Source organism: Archangium sp. (assembly GCF_036277355.1).
In the GTDB taxonomy this organism is placed as follows: domain Bacteria; phylum Myxococcota; class Myxococcia; order Myxococcales; family Myxococcaceae; genus Archangium.
Window position 1 is genome coordinate 61,856 of sequence record NZ_DASUNC010000057.1, and the last position, 19,374, is coordinate 81,229.

Below are 19,374 nucleotides of genomic sequence, written 5' to 3' on the forward strand. Positions count from 1 at the left end.
AAGGCGGTACCCGGGGTGCACCGCACCTCGAGTACCGCCCGAAGCTGTCGCCTGCATGGTGCCTGTCCCGGAGGTCAGGCGGCATCGGCGGAAGAGGAGTCCTGCTGCTCCTCGTCCTGATTGAAGGCCGCCAGGTAGCGCTCGAGGAAGTTCTTCGTCTTGAGCTCCACCTGCCGCACGCGCTCGCGCGACACGCCCCAGCGCTGGCCCAGCTCCTCCAGCGTGCGCGGCTTGTCCTGCGTGAGCCGCTCCTGGAGGATGTCCCACCCCAGGTCGCCAATGCGCTTGCGCACCTTGGCCAGCGCCTCCTGCACTTCCTCGTTCTGCTCGCGAGCCAGGAACACCTGCTGAGGCGAGGGTCCTCCGTCCTCCAGGCGATCCAGGAAGGTCGTCTCGCCTTCCTCGTCGATGCTCGCGTCCAGCGAGAAGTCCGTCATGCTCCCGCGCTCGGCCTCACCGCCGCGCACCTGGCTGCGGTTGTCCTTGAGGTAGCGGGTGATGTAGGCGCGAATCCACCACACGGCGTAGGTGGCGAAACGCACGTTCTTCTTGGGGTCGAAGTGCTCGATGGCCTTCATGAGACCCACATTGCCTTCCTGGATGAGGTCATCCAGGCGGGCGCCGCGGTTGGAGAATTTCTTCGCCACCGCCACCACGAAAGCCAGGTTGGACGTCGCGAGCGTCTGTCGCGCCGACTCATCTCCCTTGCGAGCGCGCCCGGCCAGCTCGTACTCCTGCTCTCGGGTCAACTGCGAATGATCCCCGAGATGACGCAGGTAGTGCGACAGGCCCTCGGCTCCATACTTCATCGTCCTGTTCGCCATGTTTCGCGTCTCCAGTTCCTCTGTGTGACGGACGCGCTCGCCCCCCGGTTCCGCGTCCACATTTCTAGGACGCACAACGTGCCGAAGCGTTTCTCATTTCCATTCGGGGGTATTCGACCAGCTTACCCTGGCGACAAGCGGGCCTGGGGTCCGTTACGACCACGTAACGGGCTCCAGTCCTGGGTGGGAAGTGACTGCTCCCCGAAGAACGAGCGTGTCCGCTGAGGACTAAGAACGCTTGGGCGCGGGAAAGATTTTCTCGGGGTTGAGCATTCCTGAAGGATCGAAGAAGCCCTTCAGGCGGCGCTGCAGCTCCAGCACCGCCTCGGACTGCTCCATCGCCAGATATTCCCGCTTGGCGTGGCCCACACCGTGCTCGCCCGTGATGGTGCCGCCCATGGACACGGTGAGCTCCAACATGCGCCGGATGGCCGTCTCCACCAGGGCGCGCTGGTACGGGCCCTCGTAGAGGATGTTGGCGTGCAGGTTGCCGTCCCCCGCGTGGCCGTACGTGGCCACCGGCAAGCCCAGCTCCTCCCCCATCTTCTTCAGGGCGAGGATGATGTCGGGAATACGGGACCGGGGTACCGCGATGTCCTCCGAGATCTTGTGCGGCCGCAAGGAGCGCAACGCGGTGGAAACCACCCGGCGCACGGCCCAGAGCTTCTCGCGCTGGGACTCGTCCTGGGCCACGAGCACTTCCCGGGCGCCATGCTGCTCGCAGATTTCACCCAGCCAGACGAGCTCGGCGAACAGGCCCTCCTCCATGTTGCCGTCCACCTCGGCGATGACGGCCGAGCCGGCGCCCGGGGGAAAGTTGAAGCCCCTTCCATCCACGGCCTGGAGCGCCACGTCGTCGATGAGCTCCAGGGTGCGCGGGAGGATGCCGGCCTTGAGCACCTCGGTGATGGCCCGCGCGGCGGTGTGCACCGAGTCGAAGATGACCAGGGCCGTCTTCACGTGCCGGGGCCTGGGGATGAGCTGGAGGGTGATCTCCGTGGCCACCCCGAGCGTGCCCTCGGAGCCCACGAAGAGGCCCACCAGATCGTACCCGGCCACGCCCTTGATGGTGCGGCGGCCCACGCGCACCACCTCGCCGCTCGGCAGCACCCACTCCAGGCCAATGACGTAGTCGCGGGTGACGCCGTACTTGAGCGCCCGGGGGCCTCCGGCGTTCTCCGCCACGTTGCCGCCGATGGTGCAGAACTCCCACGAGTTGGGATCCGGCGGATAGAAGAGGCCCTGCGCCTCCACGGCCTTCATCAGATCGCCGGTGATGACGCCCGGCTGCACCACCGCCGTCAGGTCCTCGCTGGAGACGGAGAGGATGCGGTTCATCCGCTCCAGGCTCACCGCCACGCCTCCCAGCAGGGCGAGCGAGCCGCCGCTCTTGCCACTGCGCGCCCCGCAGGGCGTGAAGGGCACCCCGAGCTCCTGGCAGGTGCGGAACACGGCGGACACCTGCTCGGTGTTCTCGGGGAAGACCACGAGGTCCGGTGGGTAGACGCCCGAGTCGGACTCGTCCTCGGCGTAGTTCTCCAGGGTGGACGCGTCACGGCGCACCTGGTCTGGAGAGAGCACCGCCCCCAGCGCGGCCCGTGCACGCTCCACGAGGGCGGGAGAAACTCGGGTAAAGGTACGCTCCGCGGGCAGGGTCATCCGAACGGCTCCACTCGACTGCGCGTCACTCCACTCAACGCCACCGCCACTCCACGCCACTGCCACTCAACGCCGCATGGTGCTCAACCGTGCCCACAGCTCCCGGCGCAGGGCCCCGTCCTTGCGCAGCTGGCCCTCGTAGGCCTCCGAGTGCGTGCGGGCATCGCGCTGCCGGTCTCCCCGGATGCGCAGACAGGACTGCTCCGCCTCGATGATGCAGGCGGTGGCCGGGCTCTTCAGCACCCGGGCCAGCGACGAGGCCACCGCGCGCGCCAGGTCCTCCTGGAGGATGAGCCGGTGCGCGAAGCAGTCCACCAGCGCGCCCAGCCGGCCGAAGCCCACCACCCGCGAGCGTGGCACGTAGGCCACGTGCGCCCGGCCCTCGACGGGCAGCAGGTGGTGCGGGCACATGGACTGGAAGCGCAGGTCCGTCACCACCACCAGCTCCCCGGACGCGTCCGGCGGGCCCGGGAACGTCTCCCCCAGCGCATCCTCCGGCGTCCGCCCATAGCCATCGAGGAACTGGCCCCAGGCCTCGGCCACCCGCTCCGGAGTGCCCACGAGGTTGGGATCGCTGTCCAGCGGCAGGCCCGCCGCGCGCAGGAAGTCCCGGACCGCCGCGGCCATGGCCTCCCGATCGGGTTTCACGGACGGGGCTCCTCGAGTCCTTCGAGCTGCGGCCATGGTGCGTGTCTTCCTCGGTTGCCGGGTCGGTACCTCAGGGGACGGGCAACCTATCCGAAGCCTCCACCTGAATCTCGTCTCCGATGACCCGTACCGCGTAGATACGCACGCGGGCGTCCGGATTCGTCGGGCTGATGCCCGTCCGGACGTCGAAGGCCCAGGCGTGGAGGGGACAGTAGAGGAGCCACCCGTCCTGATCGCCCTCGGACATGGGGCCGCCCCGGTGGGGACACGCCTGCTGCACCGCGTGCAGCCGTCCGTCCACCTGGACCAGCGCCACCCACTCCTCCCCGACCCGCACCACCGCCCGGCCCCGCCTGTCCAGATCCGACAAGCGCGCCACGGGAATGAAGTGCTCGTCCCCCTGTCCGTTCATGGCTCGTCCTCCAACGCCCCGCGTCGAGCGCGTCCTCCAGGCCTGAATACCGGGGCACAGGGGCCGTCGCACCCTTGACACCCCTCCAGGGGGCCAGTAGAGCAAATAATTACCGTCCTCCTGCCCGATGAGAATCCGCGCCCACATCGCTGGCCACCTCATCGCCACCCTGTTGGTGGTGCTCTGGGTTGCCCAGCCGCTGATCGCCATCGCGCACGCGCAGGAGCACGTCCACCGCTACTGCCCCACACACCGCGCCTTCGAGGAGAGCCCGGCCAGCAAGGGCTCGGCGCTCTCGGCCCGGCTCCGGGACGCGAAGTCCTTCGAGAAGCTGCCCCCCGCCGCCCCCGCGGGCACGCTCAAGCACGAGTCGTGCGCCCTCGTCTCGGTCAGCTCCCGGGACGAGGTGACGAGCCCCGAGGTCCAGCCCGTCATCCAGGCCTGCCTCGAGGTGGGCCGCCCGGCCACCGCGCCGCCCCGGCCCCAGTCCTCGCTGTCCGTCCTCGATACCGCCCCCAAGGCCTCGCCTCCCGCGCGCGTCTAGCGCGGTCGAAGCGAAGTTGCAGGGTCGACGTCCGCCTTCTCTTCGGACGTCCGGTTCGCGGAGTGCCTTGTGCCCCCCACGTCGTGCCGGCTCGCCGGTCTCGCTGTCTGGCTGTCGTTCTGTCTGTCCCCTCTCTCACCCGCCTCGGCCCAGACGCCGCCGGACGCGGGCACGCCTCCCCAGGAGCAGGAGCCCGCCCCGGACACCGGCCTGTCCGCCGAGGACTTGAAGGCCATCGAGGAGGCGCTCGGCCAGGATGCCGCCGCGGCCGCCCAGGCGGGCACCCAGCCTCCCGCCACCCCCTCCCCACCCGCGTCCTCCAGCGGCGTGACGATCAGCCCGAGCAACATCGACTTCCAAGGGCTGAACATCGCCTTCATCCTGGACGTGGCCGCCGCCGCCTTCACCTCGAAGGAGCCGCTGCAGACGGGCGGGCATGATCCCTCCGTCAACGGCTTCAACCTCCAGCAGCTGGAGCTGTCCGTCAACACGGCGGTGGACCCGTACTTCCGCTTCGACAGCAACATCGTCTTCAGCCAGTTCGGCGTGGAGATCGAAGAGGCGTACGCCACCACGGCGAACCTGCCGGGCAACCTCCAGGTGCGCGCCGGCCAGTTCCTCACCCGCTTTGGCCGCATCAACCCCACGCACCCGCACTCGTGGGAGTTCGTGGACCAGCCCTTCGCCATCGGCCGCGTCTTCGGCGGCGAGGGCAACCGCGGGCTCGGCGTGGAGGGCTCCTGGCTCACCCCGCTGCCCTGGTACGTGGAGCTGCTCGGCTCCGTCACCGACGCCACCGGCGAGTCCACCGCGCGCAGCTTCCTGGGCGCCGACCTGGGCGGAGTCACCTCCCCCTTCGACTTCCAGTTCACCGCCATGGTGAAGCAGTTCTTCCCCCTGTCGGATGACCTGTCGCTGCTGTGGGGCCTGTCCGCCGCCGATGGCCCCAACCCCACCGGCTACCGCAACCGCACCGACGTGTTCGGCACGGACGTGTACCTCAAGTACCGGCCCCTCGCCGGCAACAGCTTCACCACGGTGGCCCTCCAGGCCGAGCTCCTCTACCGGCGCCGCCAGGTCCCCGGGGACGTGCTGTCGGACCTCAACGGCTACGCGCAGCTGTCCTGGCGCTTCGACCAGCGCTGGGCCGTCGCCAGCCGCTACGAGCTCGGCACTCCCGCCACCCGGCAGAACGGCGCCCTCGCGGACGATCCCCTCGACGCCGAGTGGACCGGCAACCGCCAGCGCCTCTCCGCCAACGTCACCTTCTGGCCCACCGAGTTCTCCCGCCTGCGCCTGCAGGGCGCCACCGACCTCGCCGGCTGGCGCGAGCGTCCGGACTACTCGCTCTTCCTCGCACTCGAAGTGGTGATGGGCGCGCACGGCGCCCACGCCTTCTAACCCCTCTCGCGCTGGAGCCTCCGATGATGAGCCCCTTCCGATTCCTCGTGGCCCTGAACGCCGTCCTCCTGGGCCTGCTGTCCCTCCCCGCTCGCGCCGACCTCAAGGTGGTCACCACGCTGCCGGACCTCGCCGCCCTCACCCAGGCCGTGGGCGGCGAGCACGTGCAGGTGACCGCCCTCGCCCTGCCCACGCAGGATCCGCACTTCGTGGACGCCCGGCCCAGCCTGGCCCTGGAGGTCAACCGCGCGGACCTGTTGATCGCCATCGGCCTGGAGCTGGAGGTGGGCTGGCTGCCCGCGCTCCAGAACGGCGCCCGCAACACCCGCATCCTCACCGGCAGCCCGGGCTACCTCGAGGCCGCCGCGTTCGTGCGCACGCTCGAGGTCCCCACCACCCGCGTGGATCGCAGCCAGGGAGACGTGCACGCCGGGGGCAACCCGCACTTCCTCTATGATCCCAGGGCCGCGCTGCTGGTGGCCCGGGGCATCACCGACCGCCTGGCGTCGTTGGACCCGAAGAACGCGGCGGCCTACCGCGCCAACCTGGAGAAGTTCACCGCGGAGCTGGAGAAGGCGCGCGCGGGCTGGGAGCAGCGGCTGGCCGGGCTCAAGGGCACGCCCGTGGTGGCCTACCACCGGACGACGGCGTACCTGGCCAACTGGCTGGGCTTCGACACCATCGCCTACCTCGAGCCCAAGCCCGGCATCCCGCCCAACCCCGCCCACGTGGCCCAGGTGCTGACCCAGGCCCGCCAGCGCAAGGCCCGCTTCGTCCTCCAGGAGGACTACTACCCCACCACCACCTCCAAGCTGGTGGCGAGCAAGATTCCCGCCCCCCTCGTCCTCTTCACCTCGGGCACCGACTTCCGCGGCGGACAGACGTACCTGCGGCACCTGGAGGACTTGATGACCCGGCTGGAGAAGGGCCTGAAGGGCGAGGGGACCTGAGCCATGCGCCACGCCTTCCTCCTCCTGTCCTGTCTGGGCCTCGGCGCCTGCACGTGGGAGCCCGGCCAGGGCTTCGCGGTGGTGGAGCCCACCGTGCGCGCCGCCTTCGAGCCGCTCGCCGACCGCACCACGCCCGACGGCTACCAGCAGCTGGCCTCGAACTACCAGCTGCACGTGGATGGGGCCGCGTTGCGGCTGTCCGGCATCGAGCTGATCGCCTTCGCCGGAGGCTCGGGCGGGGGCTTCAATCCCGCCAACCCGCCCCCGGGCTACTCGCTCTGCCACGGCGGCCACTGCCACCGCGACGACGGAGCGCTCATCCCCTACGAGCAGATCGCCGCGGAGATGGGCGGCGGGGGCGGCTCCAGCACGGTGGCGACGCTGCCGGTGACCGGGCCGTTGAACCTGCTGGCCGCGGAGCGGTTCGCGGTGGAGTGCGTGCCGGACTGTGCCCTGCCCCAGGCCAACGTGTCCCAGGGCCGCTGGGACATCGAGTCGCTGAACCTGGAGGGCAGCGTGCGCGACGCACGCACTCCCGCGCGTTTCCCCGGCGAGCGCCGCTTCCGGTGGGTGCTCTCCCGGGCCCCCAGCGACACGACGCCGGCGGCGGTGCTCGACGGCACGGTGGAGCTGCCCTCGGACCGGTCGACGCCTCCCCGGGCGAAGCTGGACCTGAGCCTGGTGCTCACGGCCCGGCTCTTCGACACCGTGGACTGGAGCACGCTGACGCAAGGCGCGGACGGCGTGGTGGAGATCAGTGCCACGGCCAACACCACCGCCCACGCCGCGCTCGAGGAGCTGCTGGCCACGGTTTCGCCCCAAGCGGAGGTGACCCGTGGCGAACGGTGAGCACACGCACGACGGAGGGCCCACGGCGGCCACCTCCCGGCCCACGCACCGGCACGAGGAGGACCTGCTCCTGTGCTGCGAGGAGCTGGTCATCGGCTACCAGGGACAGGCGCTGCTGCCGCCCATCAACCTCCAGGTGCACCGCGGCACCTTCCTGGCCGTGATCGGCCGCAACGGCTCGGGCAAGAGCACCTGGTTCAAGACGCTGCTGGGCCTGCAGAACCCGGTGTCCGGCCGCGTGTACCGCTCCAGCCCCCAGGTGAAGAGCGCGTACGTGCCGCAGACGTCCGCCATCGACGGGATGCTCCCGGTGCGCTCGCGCGAGCTGGTGCACTGGGGACGGCTGACCGGGTGGAACTTCCTGCGGCCCTTCTCCAAGCGCGAGGATCGCCAGGTGGTGGACTCGGCGCTGGAGACGGCCGGAGCGGGCCCCATCGCCAACCGGCCCTACCGCGAGCTGTCCGAGGGCCAGAAGCAGCGCGCCCTGCTCGCGCGGGTGCTGGCCACCGAGGCGGACCTGGTGCTGCTGGACGAGCCCACCGCGGCCATGGACGCCGTGGCCGAGCGCGAGACCATGCGGCGCCTGGCGGAGCTGGCGCGCGAGCGGCGCCTGGCCGTGGTGGTGGTGAGCCATGACCTGCGGGTGGCCGCCGAGTTCGCGGACCAGCTGCTCTTCGTGGACCGGGAGGCCCCGGCCGTGGTTCTTGGGGACGCGGACACGGTCTTCTGCCATCCTGCCTTCCGGCACCAGTACGGCGACGATTACTGCCCCCGCCATCCTTCGTCAGGACACCCCCTTGGACCCGCAACTGGCTGAGACCACCACCTGGGCACAGTTCTGGGACGCCTACGAGCTGTTCAGGGATCCGATGCTCTGCGCGCTCATCGCGGGCAGCGTGCTGGGGTTCCTGAGCGTGTACGTGGTGCTGCGGCGCATGGTGTTCGTCAGCGCCGCGGTGACGCAATCGGCCGGCCTGGGCGTGGCGCTGGCCTTCTACGTGGACATCCACCTGGGCCTGCACGTGGCCCCCACCCTGGGCGCCGTGGGCCTGTCCCTGCTGGCCACGCTGCTGTTGATGACCGAGCCCACGCGGCTGCGCATCTCCCGCGAGAGCCTGCTGGGCCTGGCGTATGCGTTCACCGGGGGCGCCTCCATCCTCGTGGGGGACCGCATCTCCCAGGAGGCCCATGACATCCAGGGCATCCTCTTCGGCACGGCGGTGCTGGTGGAGCAGGAGCAGCTCATCGCCGTGGCGGTGGTGGGCGCGCTCACCCTGCTCTTCCACCTGTGGTGGTTCCGCGGCCTCACCTTCGCCAGCTTCGATCGCACCGGCGCCATGGTGCAGGGGCTGCCGGTGCGCGCGCTCGACGCGGTGCTGATGATCTCCATCGGGTTGATGGTGGGCGTGTCCGCGCGGGCGCTCGGCGCGCTGCCGGTGTTCGCCTTCTCCACGCTGTCGGCCATCGCCGCGCTGGTGTTGGATCTGCGGCTGCCGTGGACCTTCCTGCTGGCCACGCTCGCGGGCGCCATCTCCGGCCTGGGTGGCTACCTCTTCGCCTACTTCTACAACTTCCCCGTGGGCGGCTCGCAGACGGTGCTCGCCAGCGCGCTGGTGGTGGTGGCGCTGCTGGCCCGGGGCGTGCGGCAGCTCGTCATGGGCGGCGGGACGCGCTGAGCCACACCCGCGTCTCGAGGCCCTGTCCAAGCTGGAGAGGGCCCTGGAATCCTTCAAGCAGGCCCTCGCGCCAGGCCCGCGACACAATCGGGCTGTCCGCGGACAAGACACTCCTCGCCCGGGAAATGGAGCAGAACGCCGCCGCTTCCAAGACACCGCGGAGCGCTGCTCCTCTCCACCCCTCCACCCCGTCGCTACGGACTTCCCCCTCAGTGGCGTGCGTTACCAGCACCAGTGGCTGCTATTTTCCCTGGGCGTGAGCCTGTTTCCCTGGGTTCCGGACCTGGGAAGACACTTGGCCATCCAAGGAGACATCCATGCCATCCGTACCGGGAACCCGGGCCGTGGCGCTGCTGGCCATGACCCTGGCGCTGCTATTGCTTGCTTGCGACGAGGTGCAGCCGACCGCGGACGACGCGTTGCACCGGAAGTGGCTCGAGCCCAAGCCCCTCCTGACCACGTCCACTGGACAGTGGCGTTCCACGGGCCCCCTGAACATGACCCGCGAGAGCCACACGGCCACGCGGTTGCCCTCCGGCAAGGTGCTGGTCTCCGGCGGCTTTGGCTCGAACAGCTATCGCGCCAGCGCGGAGGAGTACGACCCGGCCACCGGGACGTGGAGCCCCACCGGCCCGCTGACCTCGGCCCGCTCTGGCCACACGGCCACGCTGCTGCCCTCCGGCAAGGTGCTCGTCTCCGGCGGCTGGGACTCGAACGGCCTCCTCGCCAGCACGGAGGTGTACGACCCGGCCACCGGGACGTGGAGCCCCACCGGCGCTCTGGCCTCGGCGCGCGCCAGCCACACGGCCACGCTGCTGCCCTCCGGCAAGGTGCTCGTCTCTGGCGGCTGGGGCTGGAGCGGCCGCCTCGCCAGCGCGGAGGTGTACGACCCGGCCACCGGGACGTGGAGCCCCACCGGCGCTCTGGCCTCGGCGCGCTATTCGCACACAGCCACGCTGTTGCCCTCCGGCAAGGTGCTGGTCTCTGGCGGCAGGGGCTCGAGCTACTTCCTCGCCAGCGCGGAGGTGTACGACCCGGCCACCGGGACGTGGAGTCCCACCGGCGCGCTGACCTCGGCGCGCGCCAGCCACACGGCCACGCTGCTGCCCTCCGGCAAGGTGCTCGTCTCTGGCGGCTGGGGCTGGAGCGGCCGCCTCGCCAGCGCGGAGGTGTACGACCCCGACCCGGCCACCGGGACGTGGAGCCCCACCGGCGCTCTGGCCTCGGCCCGCGAGAGCCACACGTCGACACCACTGCCCTCCGGCAAGGTGCTGGTCTCCGGCGGCCGGGGCTCGAGCGGACCCCTCACCAGCGCGGAGGAGTACGACCCGGCCACCGGGACGTGGCGCCCCACCGGCGCTCTGGCCTCGGCCCGCGAGAGCCACACGTCGACACTACTGCCCTCCGGCAAGGTGCTGGTCTCTGGTGGCGGGGGCTTGAGCGGCGCCCTCCTCAGCACGGAGGAGTACGACCCGGCCACCGGGACGTGGAGCCCCACCGGCGCTCTGGCCTCGGACCGCTCGGGCCACACGGCCACGCCATTGCCCTCCGGCAAGGTGCTGGTCTCCGGCGGCCGTGACTCGAGCGGCCATCTCGCCAGCGCGGAGGTGTACGACCCGGCCACCGGGACGTGGCGCCCCACGGGCGCTCTGGCCTCGGCGCGCCACGGCCACACGGCCACGCTGTTGCCCTCCGGCAAGGTGCTCGTCTCTGGCGGCGGGGGCCCGAGCGGCCATCTCGCCAGCGCGGAGGTGTACGACCCGGCTACCGGGAGGTGGAGCCCCACGGGCGCTCTGGCCTCGGCCCGCTCCGGCCACACGGCCACGCTGCTGCCCTCCGGCAAGGTGCTGCCCTCCGGCAAGGTGCTGGTCTCCGGCGGCTGGGGCCCGAGCGGCCATCTTGCCAGCGCGGAGGAGTACGACCCGGCCACCGGGACGTGGAGCCCCACCGGCGCTCTGGCCTTGGCGCGCTATTGGCACACAGCCACGCTGTTGCCCTCTGGCACGGTGCTCGTCTCTGGCGGCTGGGACTCGAACGGCCCCCTCACCAGCGCGGAGGAGTACGACCCGGCCACCGGGACGTGGAGCCCCACCGGCGCTCTGGCCTCGGCGCGCCACGGCCACACGGCCACACTGCTGCCCTCCGGCAAGGTGCTGATCTCTGGAGGCTATGGCTCGAGCGGCCATCTCACCAGCGCGGAGGTGTACGACCCGGGCAGTGGGACGTGGAGCCCCACGGACGCTCTGGCCTCGGCCCGCGCCAGCCACACGGCCACACTGCTGCCCTCCGGCAAGGTGCTGATCTCTGGCGGCTGGGGCTCGAGCGGCCATCTCGCCAGCGCGGAGGTGTACGGCCCGGCCACGGGGACGTGGAGCCCCACCGGCGCTCTGGCCTCGGCGCGCCACGGCCACACGGCCACGCTGTTGCCCTCCGGCAAGGTGCTGGTCTCCGGAGGCTATGGCTCGAGCGGCCATCTCACCAGCACGGAGGTGTACGACCCGGCCAGTCGGACGTGGAGCCCCACCGGCGCTCTGGCCTCGGCGCGCCACGGCCACACGGCCACGCTGCTGCCCTCCGGCAAGGTGCTCGTCTCCGGAGGCCTTGGCTTGAGTAACCTCCTCGCCAGCGCGGAGGTGTACGACCCGGCCAGTCGGACGTGGAGCCCCACCGGCGCTCTGGCCTCGGCCCGCTACGGCCACACGGCCACGCTGCTGCCCTCCGGCAAGGTGCTCGTCTCCGGAGGCGATGGCTCGAGCGGCCATCTCACCAGCGCGGAGGTTTACGACCCGGCCACCGGGACGTGGAGCCCCACCGGCGCTCTGGCCTCGGCCCGCTATTGGCACACGGCCACGCTGCTGCCCTCCGGCAAGGTGCTGGTCTCCGGAGGCGATGGCTCAAGCGGACCCCTCGCCAACGCGGAGGTGTACGACCCGGCCACCGGGACGTGGAGCCCCACGGATGCTCTGGCCTCGGACCGCTCGGGCCACACAGCCACGCTGTTGCCCTCCGGCAAGGTGCTGGTCTCCGGAGGCGATGGCTCAAGCGGCCAGCTCACCAGCGCGGAAGAGTACGACCCGGCCACCGGGACATGGAGCCCCACGGGCGCGCTGGCCTCAAAACGCGCCGACCACACGGCCACGCTGTTGCCCTCCGGCGAGGTACTGGTCTCCGGAGGCCGGGGCTCGGGCGGCCCCCTCGCCAGCACGGAGGAGTACGCAGAGGCGCGGGTCCGGGAGTTGTGCCCGGTCATCGATCCCCCCGCCGAGCAACGCCCGGATGGGACGTTCCTCATCACCGGGCGGCACTTGCGAGGTCTCTCGGAGGCAAGCAGCGGTAGCACCCAGAGTTCCGCCACCCACCTTCCCCTGGTCAGCCTGCTGGCATTGGAGGGCGGAGCGCTGACTCGTGTCATGCCCGTGGACTCGTCCTCCGACACGGAAGTTCAAGTACGGACGCCGATGGTGCCGTACGGCTATTACATCCTGTCCGTGATGACCAACGCCCTCCACGGCGGGCAGCTGCTCCTCGTCAATGGGCCGCCCCTGGAAGCGCCAGAGGTCACCGCGCCAGGGGCCTTCGTGAACAACCCGAGACCCTCCATCAGCGGCACGGCGCAGCCCGGTGTGACGGTGCTGATGTGGTTGGATGGAGCCCTGGTGGCAACAACCACCGCCGACGCGAAGGGGACATGGAGCTATACCCCGAGCGCCGCGCTGGCCGAGGGGTGCCACCAGTTCGTGGCTGTCGCCAGGAATGTGGTGGGCAATGTCAGTCCGGCCTCCGAGACACGCCTCTTCACGCTTGATTCCGTGCCGCCCGGAGCGCCAGGGGTGACCGCACCGGGGGGGCTCGTCAATGGCAGCACCCCCGTCATTCGCGGCATGGCGGAGCCCGGCAGCATGGTCACGGTGTGGCTGGGTAGGATTGGGACCGAAACGATTGTCGGGACGGTCGAGGCAGACGAGGCAGGAACCTGGCAGCTCAGCACATCCGCGGCGCTCCTGGATGGTCTTCACCAGACCAGGGCCACTGCGACAGACAAAGCGGGCAATGTCAGCCCCGGCTCCGCGGTCAACATCTTCACGGTCGATACCATGCCTCCGCAAGCCCCCGTACTGGCCGGGCCCATGGACCTCGTCGATACCCCCAAGCCAGTCATTCATGGCACCGCGGAGGCGGGCAGCAAGGTGACGGTGTCTCTGGATGGAGATGGGGAGACCGGGACGACCACGGCCGACGCACAGGGAACATGGATGTTCATCCCAACCACCCCGCTGGCCGAGGGACTCCATCAGGTCGTGGCCCATGCCACGGATGCCGCGGGCAATGCCAGCCTTTCATCCATGCCCCGCGACTTCGGTTTCTTCATCCAGAGAAGCCACTACGGCTGGAGTTGCGCCGCCGCCCCGTCCTTCCCCGCAGCCTGGGCCTTGCTGACACTGCTCTGGTTCCTCGTCAAGCGCCGGCCTGGGTCTTCCCTCCACACTCCCAGGTAGCCTGGTCATCGAGCTGCGAAGCGGCTCACCGTTCGAGTGTGAAGCCCGTCACCCCGCTCGATACCTCTCACATGGTAATTTTTTTCCTCCTCCTTCCAACGGCTCGCTCCATGAATTCCCTCGTACGACATACCCTGTGGCTGTTCCTCGTATGTCTGGCCATTCCCGCCGCACACGCCCAGGAGTCCTCCAAGGTCGAGCTGCCGCCTCAAACCCAGAACCCCTACATCAACTCCATCGCCACGCTCTACGAGCAGGACAGGTTCCCCGAGGCCCTGTCCAGGCTGGAGAAGGCCCTGGACTCGGAGTCCAATGGCCCCCAGGATGTCATCTGGCTCAAGCTCATGCAGGGCGTGCTGCAGGCGGAGCTCTCCCAGGGCGAGGCGCTGGAGTCCTTCAAGCAGGCCCTCACGCTCGACAAGGACGCCCGGCTGCCCGTGCAGGCCAACAGACGTCTGCGCAAGCTCTTCGAGCAGGCCCGCAGCACGCTCGGCCTGCCCGCCGACAAGGAGCTCCTCGCCAAGGAGTTGGAGCAGAACGCCGCCGCATCCAAGGCGGCGAAGGTCTTCGCGCCCCCCCTTCGGCGCTACGGATGGAGCCTGGGCGTGCGCGGTGAGCTGGATGTGCTCGAGCCCATCCTCACCTCCGTCCAGGAAACCGAGGAGAGTCAGCCCCAGCTCAAATTCACCGCCGCCCTCTCCCCCGGCGTGAGCCTCGGCTACACCCAACAGCAGTGGGGGAGCGTGGCCACGGTGCTGGTGCAGAACACGCCGGGGCTCCGGGCCGAGGGCCAGTTCCACCCCCTCACTTTCGGCTGGGTGCGTCCCTATGCCCGCCTGGGCGCCACCGCTTTCTTCGGCGAGAAGAACGCGCAAGGGGAGACCACCTTCTTCGGCGGCATGAGCGGGCGGGCGGCCCTCGGCGTGGACGTGCAGTTCACCTCGCGCCTGTCTGCCTTCACCGACGTGGCCTTCGAGCGCTTCTTCATCGGTGAGGATCGGTACAGGGCCCATTCGGTGCTGATCTCCCTGGGCGTGGGCTTCTTCCCCTGAGCCCCGCGGCCCAAGGGCCCGTGAGACAGCCGCAGGTGAAGCGGCTCACCCCCCAGGTGTGAAGCCCGTCACCGCGGCCAGGCGGCTCGCGGGGCAACATGGTGTCTCACAACGAGCAAGCAGGCATTGTCAGTTGAACGGATGAGCTGTTCCGAGGATGCCTGGCTTTGCTCCCCTGTCGAAGGCAGACACCATGAATCTTGTCTCGAGGCATACCTTGTGGATGTTCCTCATGTGCGCCGCGGTTCCCACCGCCCACGCCCAGGAGGTGGAGCAGAGCGCCGACGCCGCCGAGGCTCCGCGGGCCTCCGCCCCCTCACCCTGGCGTCATGGCCTGGGGGTGGGCGTGCGCGGCGAGGTGGATGTGCTCAGGCCAGGCCCCACCACCGAACTCATCCCCGCGGTGAGCGTCAGCTACACCTGGCAGAAGCTGGGCGGTGTGGCCACGGTGCTGGTCCAGCGCTCCCCGGGGCTCCGGGCCGAGGGCCAGTTCCACCCCATCACCCTGGGCCAGGTGCGTCCCTATGCCCGCCTGGGCGCCACGGCTTTCTTCGCGGAGAAGGATGCGCACGGAGCGTTCACCTTCCTCGGTGGGGTGAGTGGGCGGGCGGCCCTCGGCGTGGACGTGCGGTTCACCCCCCACCTGTCTGTCTTCGCCGACATGGCCTACGAGCACTTCCTCACCCGTAGCGAGTGGTACAGCTCCCAGTCGGTGCTGTTCTCGCTCGGCGTGGCCCTGTTTCCCTGAGCCCCGGGCTGAGAAGAAGAACAAGCACAGACAGAATGAGGTCTCCGCCACCGCGATGGATGCGGCGGGCAATACCCATCCGCATTCAGCCGGTTATCGCTGGCGGCCTGGAGGCCCCACGCCTGCCCGTCGCAGGTGTGGGGCCTCGGCCGTGGTGCGCAACGAAGCGGATCACCGTCCGGGTGTGAAGTGCGTCACCGCGCCAGAGAGGCCCACGTAGCAACGTGGCCTCTCACCGCAAGCACTCCCATGTGGACGGACGCGCTGAGGATGCCTGTCCTCTCCCTCTCTCCAAAGGCTGAACCCATGAAACGACTCGTGCGACATCCCCTGTCGCTGCTCCTCGTGTGCCTGGCCGTTCCCGTCGCACACGCCCAGGAGTCCTCCAAGGTCGAGCTGCCGCCTCAAACCCAGAACCCCTACCTCTCCGCCGTCGCCACGCTCTACGCGCAGGGCAGATTCCCCGAGGCCCTGTCCAGGCTGGAGAAGGCCCTGGACTGGGAGTCCAATGGCCCCCAGGACGTCCTCTGGCTCAAGCTCATGCAGGGCGTGCTCCAGGCCGAGCTCTCCCAGGACGAGGCGCTGGAGTCCTTCAAGCAGGCCCTCGCGCTCGACAAGGACGCCCGGCTGCCCGTGCAGGCCAACAGACGTCTGCGCAAGCTCTTCGAGCAGGCCCGCGCCACGCTCGACCTTCCCACGGACAAGGCACTCCTCGCCCAGGAGTTGGCGCAGAGCGTCGCCGCTCCCAAGACACCGCGGGTCTCTGGCCCCCCACCCCGCCGCTACGGATGGAGCCTGGGCGTGCGCGGCGAGCTGGATGTTCTCAGCGTCACCCCCGCCCTCGATCCCGACGTGGATTTGAGCGACCTCCCCCCCGCACTCGCTCCCGGCGTGAGCCTCGGCTACATCCAACAGAAGTGGGGAGGCGTGGCCACGGTGCTCGTGCAGCCCACACCGGGCCTCAGGGCCGAGGGCCAGTTCCACCCCCGCCCCCTGGGCTGGGTGCGTCCCTATCTGCGGTTGGGCACCACCGCCTTCTTTGGCGAGCCGGATACGCAAGACGCGCCTTTCCTTCTCGGCGGCTTGAGTGCACGGGGGGTCCTCGGGGTGGACGTGCAGTTTACTTCGCGCCTGTATGCCTTTGCCGACGTGGCCTATGAGTACTTCCTCTTCAACGGGGAGCGTTACAGGACTCAATCCGTGCTGTTCTCGGTAGGCATGAGCCTGTTCCCCTGAGCCCCTGGCGAGCCTCTGATTGTGAAGACACATAACAATCTAAGGAGACACTCATGACATTCTCACCAAGAAACGGGGTGGAGGCTGTGACGCGGCTGGCCATGGCCTTCGCACTTCTCTGGATTGCCTGCGGGGAGGTGCCGCCCAGCGGGACCTCATCGCTGCACCGGGAGCAGTTGGAGTCCAAGCCCCTCCAAACCACATCCGTTGAGCAGTGGAGCCCCACGGCAGCGCTGGCCTTGGCGCGCGTGGGCCACACCGCGACACTGTTGCCCTCGGGCAAGGTGCTCGTCGCCGGAGGCGATGGCACGAGTGGCTTCCTCACCAGCGCGGAGCTGTACGACCCGGCCACGGGGACGTGGAGCCCCACGGGAGCGCTGACCTGGGCGCGCAGGAGCCACACGGCGACGCTGCTGCCCTCGGGCAAGGTGCTCGTCGCCGGAGGCGATGGTCCGAGCAGCGACAACCGCACCAGCGCGGAGGTGTACGACCCGGCCACGGGAACGTGGAGCCCAACACGAGCGCTGGCCTCGGCGCGCATGAGACACACGGCGACACTGCTGCCCTCGGGCAAGGTGCTCGTCGCTGGAGGCTATGACCCGAGTGGCTCCCCCATCAGCGCGGAGGTGTACGACCCGGCCACGGGGACGTGGAGTTCCACGGCAGCGATGGCATCGGCGCGCTCTTCCCACACGGCGACGCTGTTGCCCTCGGGCAAGGTGCTGGTCGCCGGAGGCGATGGCCCGAATGGCGACGTCCTCACCAGCGTGGAGGTATACGACCCGGCCACGGGGAGATGGAGCCCCACGGCAGCGCTGGCCTCGGCGCGCGTGGGCCACTCGGCGACGCTGTTGCCCTCGGGCAAGGTGCTCGTCGCCGGAGGCTATGGCCCGAGCGGCTCCCTCCCCAGCGCGGAGCTGTATGACCCGGCCACGGAGACGTGGAGCCCCACGGGCGCGTTGGCCTTGGCGCGCGTGGGCCACACGGCGACGCTGTTGCCCTCGGGCAAGGTGCTCGTCGCCGGAGGCTATGGCCCGAGCGGCTCCCTCCCCAGCGCGGAGGTGTACGACCCGGCCACGGGGACGTGGATTTCCACGGCAGCGCTGACCTCGGCGCGCGCGGTCCACACGGCGACGCTGTTGCCCTCGGGCAAGGTGCTCGTTGCCGGAGGAGCCTTTCCGGGCGGCCCCCTCACCAGCGCGGAGGTGTACGACCCGGCCACGGGGACGTGGAGTTCCACGGCAGCGCTGGCCTCGACGCGCTCTTCCCACACGGCGACGCTGTTGCCCTCGAGCAAGGTGCTCGTCGCCGGAGGCGCTGGCCCGAGTGACTTCCTCACCAGCGCGGAGCTGTACGACCCGGCCACGGGGACGTGGAGCCCCACGGCAGCGCTGACCTGGGCGCGCAGGAACCACACGGCGACGCTGTTGCCCTCGGGCAAGGTGCTCGTCGCCGGAGGAGCCTTTCCGAGCGGCACCCCCACCAGAGCGGAGGTATACGACCCGGCCACGGGGAGATGGAACTCCACGGCAGCGCTGGCCTTGGCGCGCACGGACCACACGGCGACGCTGTTGCCCTCGGGCAAGGTGCTCGTCGCCGGAGGCGATGGCCCGAATGGCGACGCCCTCACCAGCGCGGAGGTATACGACCCGGCCACGGGGAGATGGAGCCCCACGACAGCGCTGGCCTTGGCGCGCGTGGGCCACACGGCGACGCTGTTGCCCTCGGGCAAGGTGCTCGTCGCCGGAGGCGCTGGCCCGAGCGGCTTCCTCACCAGCGCGGAGCTGTACGACCCGGCCACGGGGACGTGGAGACCCACGGCAGCGCTGGCCTGGGCGCGCAGGAACCACACGGCGACGCTGTTGCCCTCGGGCAAGGTGCTGGTCGCCGGAGGCGCTGGCCCGAGTGGCTCCCTCACCAGCGCGGAGGTGTACGACCCGGCCACGGGGACGTGGAGACCCACGGCAGCGCTGGCATTGGCACGCTCTTTCCACACAGCGACGCTGTTGCCCTCGGGCAAGGTGCTCGTCACCGGAGGCGATGGCATGACCAGCGCGGAGGTGTACGACCCGGCCACAGGGACGTGGAGCCCCACGGCAGCGCTGGCCTCGGCCCGCTCTTTCCACACGGCGACGCTGTTGCCCTCGGGCAAGGTGCTCGTCGCCGGAGGCGATGGCCCGAGTGGCTTCCTCACCAGCGCGGAGGTGTACGAAGACACGGAAGTTCACCCGGATTGGCGCCCCGACATCACCGGACCCGCTGAGCAGCTACAGCAAAAAGCAGGTGAGACGTTCCACATCACTGGGAGACGCTTTCGAGGTCTATTGGAGGCAAGCAGTGGTAACACCCAGAACTCCGCCACGAACTTCCCCCTGGTCAGCCTGCTGGCACTCGATGGAGGAGCGCTGACCCGTATAACGTCCCTGGACTCGTTCTCCGACACGGAAGTGACTGTACGGATGCCGCTCGTGCCGAATGGCTACTACATCCTTTCTGTCATGACCAACGCCATACATGGTGGGCGGATGGTGCTCGTGGATGGGCCTTCTCTGCCCGCGCCCCAAATCACCTCGCCAGAATCTTCCATTGAAACCAGGCGGCTGACGATTGGGGGCAGCGCCAGGCCTGGCGTCAGGGTGGTGGCATGGCTGGATGGAGTCATGACAGGAGAAGACACTGCCGATGAGCAGGGGAACTGGAGCCTGAGCCCAGACGCCTCCCTTGATTGGGGACGCCACCCAGGATTGATCCAAAGTCCGTAGGAGAGGTTTTGAAGAGGGGGAGAGCAAGTCCAGACAATCTCAGGCAAAGAGGGGGCATCCCTCCGGACGGCGCTTGAAAGAAGGGCGCCGTGGAAGGACAGCAGTGAGGTGCACAGG

The 19,374-nt window shown here is 69.7% G+C and carries 15 protein-coding genes; 11 read left to right on the forward strand and 4 right to left on the reverse strand.

Features of this window, described 5'->3' with window-relative positions:
* Positions 1 to 74 precede the first annotated feature (74 nt).
* From VFZ09_RS14825 to VFZ09_RS14840, 4 genes are all read right to left on the reverse strand, one after another.
* A complete protein-coding gene (locus VFZ09_RS14825; protein WP_329728218.1) occupies positions 75 to 824 on the reverse strand; it encodes a sigma-70 family RNA polymerase sigma factor in 750 nt (249 codons plus the stop codon).
* A 228-nt stretch (positions 825 to 1,052) separates the two neighbouring features.
* A complete protein-coding gene (locus VFZ09_RS14830) occupies positions 1,053 to 2,483 on the reverse strand; it encodes an FAD-binding oxidoreductase (protein WP_329728219.1) in 1,431 nt (476 codons plus the stop codon).
* Positions 2,484 to 2,549: 66 nt separating this feature from the next.
* Positions 2,550 to 3,110: a GTP cyclohydrolase I gene (gene folE, locus VFZ09_RS14835; RefSeq protein WP_329728231.1), complete on the reverse strand. Its 561-nt coding sequence runs from the start codon at positions 3,108 to 3,110 to the stop codon at positions 2,550 to 2,552.
* Between the two features lie 91 nt (positions 3,111 to 3,201).
* Positions 3,202 to 3,543: a Rieske (2Fe-2S) protein gene (locus VFZ09_RS14840; RefSeq protein WP_329728220.1), complete on the reverse strand. Its 342-nt coding sequence runs from the start codon at positions 3,541 to 3,543 to the stop codon at positions 3,202 to 3,204.
* A gap of 127 nt (positions 3,544 to 3,670) precedes the next feature.
* Here VFZ09_RS14840 and VFZ09_RS14845 point away from each other — a divergent pair, with 127 nt between their 5' ends.
* From VFZ09_RS14845 to VFZ09_RS14895, 11 genes are all read left to right on the forward strand, one after another.
* Positions 3,671 to 4,087, forward strand: a complete 417-nt coding sequence (locus tag VFZ09_RS14845; protein ID WP_329728221.1) for a hypothetical protein — start codon at positions 3,671 to 3,673, stop codon at positions 4,085 to 4,087.
* A gap of 69 nt (positions 4,088 to 4,156) precedes the next feature.
* Entirely contained in the window at positions 4,157 to 5,488 is a 1,332-nt protein-coding gene (locus VFZ09_RS14850; RefSeq protein ID WP_329728222.1) for a zinc-regulated TonB-dependent outer membrane receptor, read from the forward strand.
* 26 nt (positions 5,489 to 5,514) lie between these two features.
* Positions 5,515 to 6,438, forward strand: a complete 924-nt coding sequence (locus VFZ09_RS14855; protein ID WP_329728232.1) for a metal ABC transporter substrate-binding protein — start codon at positions 5,515 to 5,517, stop codon at positions 6,436 to 6,438.
* 3 nt (positions 6,439 to 6,441) lie between these two features.
* On the forward strand, positions 6,442 to 7,287 hold the full coding sequence (locus VFZ09_RS14860) for a hypothetical protein (protein ID WP_329728223.1): 846 nt from the start codon (positions 6,442 to 6,444) through the stop codon (positions 7,285 to 7,287).
* On the forward strand, positions 7,274 to 8,104 hold the full coding sequence (locus VFZ09_RS14865; RefSeq protein ID WP_414640704.1) for a metal ABC transporter ATP-binding protein: 831 nt from the start codon (positions 7,274 to 7,276) through the stop codon (positions 8,102 to 8,104). Before VFZ09_RS14860 ends, VFZ09_RS14865 begins: the two co-directional genes overlap by 14 nt.
* Positions 8,085 to 8,963 carry a metal ABC transporter permease gene (locus tag VFZ09_RS14870; protein WP_329728224.1) on the forward strand — a complete coding sequence of 293 codons (879 nt, stop codon included), beginning with the start codon at positions 8,085 to 8,087 and terminating at the stop codon, positions 8,961 to 8,963. Before VFZ09_RS14865 ends, VFZ09_RS14870 begins: the two co-directional genes overlap by 20 nt.
* Before the next feature lie 317 nt (positions 8,964 to 9,280).
* Positions 9,281 to 13,459 (forward strand): kelch repeat-containing protein, encoded by a 4,179-nt coding sequence (locus VFZ09_RS14875; RefSeq protein ID WP_329728225.1) that lies wholly within the window; start codon positions 9,281 to 9,283, stop codon positions 13,457 to 13,459.
* 110 nt (positions 13,460 to 13,569) lie between these two features.
* Entirely contained in the window at positions 13,570 to 14,511 is a 942-nt protein-coding gene (locus VFZ09_RS14880; protein ID WP_329728226.1) for a hypothetical protein, read from the forward strand.
* 193 nt (positions 14,512 to 14,704) lie between these two features.
* A complete protein-coding gene (locus tag VFZ09_RS14885; protein ID WP_329728227.1) occupies positions 14,705 to 15,259 on the forward strand; it encodes a hypothetical protein in 555 nt (184 codons plus the stop codon).
* A gap of 306 nt (positions 15,260 to 15,565) precedes the next feature.
* Positions 15,566 to 16,495 (forward strand): hypothetical protein, encoded by a 930-nt coding sequence (locus tag VFZ09_RS14890; protein WP_329728228.1) that lies wholly within the window; start codon positions 15,566 to 15,568, stop codon positions 16,493 to 16,495.
* A 53-nt stretch (positions 16,496 to 16,548) separates the two neighbouring features.
* On the forward strand, positions 16,549 to 19,257 hold the full coding sequence (locus tag VFZ09_RS14895) for a Kelch repeat-containing protein (protein ID WP_329728229.1): 2,709 nt from the start codon (positions 16,549 to 16,551) through the stop codon (positions 19,255 to 19,257).
* Positions 19,258 to 19,374 lie beyond the last annotated feature (117 nt).

Coding starts and splice junctions, on each gene's coding strand:
- VFZ09_RS14825 (WP_329728218.1), bottom strand. CDS start 824: ATGGCGAACAGGACGATGAAGTATGGAGCCGAGGGCCTGTCGCACTAC.
- VFZ09_RS14830 (WP_329728219.1), bottom strand. CDS start 2,483: ATGACCCTGCCCGCGGAGCGTACCTTTACCCGAGTTTCTCCCGCCCTC.
- folE (WP_329728231.1), bottom strand. CDS start 3,110: ATGGCCGCGGCGGTCCGGGACTTCCTGCGCGCGGCGGGCCTGCCGCTG.
- VFZ09_RS14840 (WP_329728220.1), bottom strand. CDS start 3,543: ATGAACGGACAGGGGGACGAGCACTTCATTCCCGTGGCGCGCTTGTCG.
- VFZ09_RS14845 (WP_329728221.1), top strand. CDS start 3,671: ATGAGAATCCGCGCCCACATCGCTGGCCACCTCATCGCCACCCTGTTG.
- VFZ09_RS14855 (WP_329728232.1), top strand. CDS start 5,515: ATGAGCCCCTTCCGATTCCTCGTGGCCCTGAACGCCGTCCTCCTGGGC.
- VFZ09_RS14860 (WP_329728223.1), top strand. CDS start 6,442: ATGCGCCACGCCTTCCTCCTCCTGTCCTGTCTGGGCCTCGGCGCCTGC.
- VFZ09_RS14875 (WP_329728225.1), top strand. CDS start 9,281: ATGCCATCCGTACCGGGAACCCGGGCCGTGGCGCTGCTGGCCATGACC.
- VFZ09_RS14880 (WP_329728226.1), top strand. CDS start 13,570: ATGAATTCCCTCGTACGACATACCCTGTGGCTGTTCCTCGTATGTCTG.
- VFZ09_RS14885 (WP_329728227.1), top strand. CDS start 14,705: ATGAATCTTGTCTCGAGGCATACCTTGTGGATGTTCCTCATGTGCGCC.
- VFZ09_RS14890 (WP_329728228.1), top strand. CDS start 15,566: ATGAAACGACTCGTGCGACATCCCCTGTCGCTGCTCCTCGTGTGCCTG.
- VFZ09_RS14895 (WP_329728229.1), top strand. CDS start 16,549: ATGACATTCTCACCAAGAAACGGGGTGGAGGCTGTGACGCGGCTGGCC.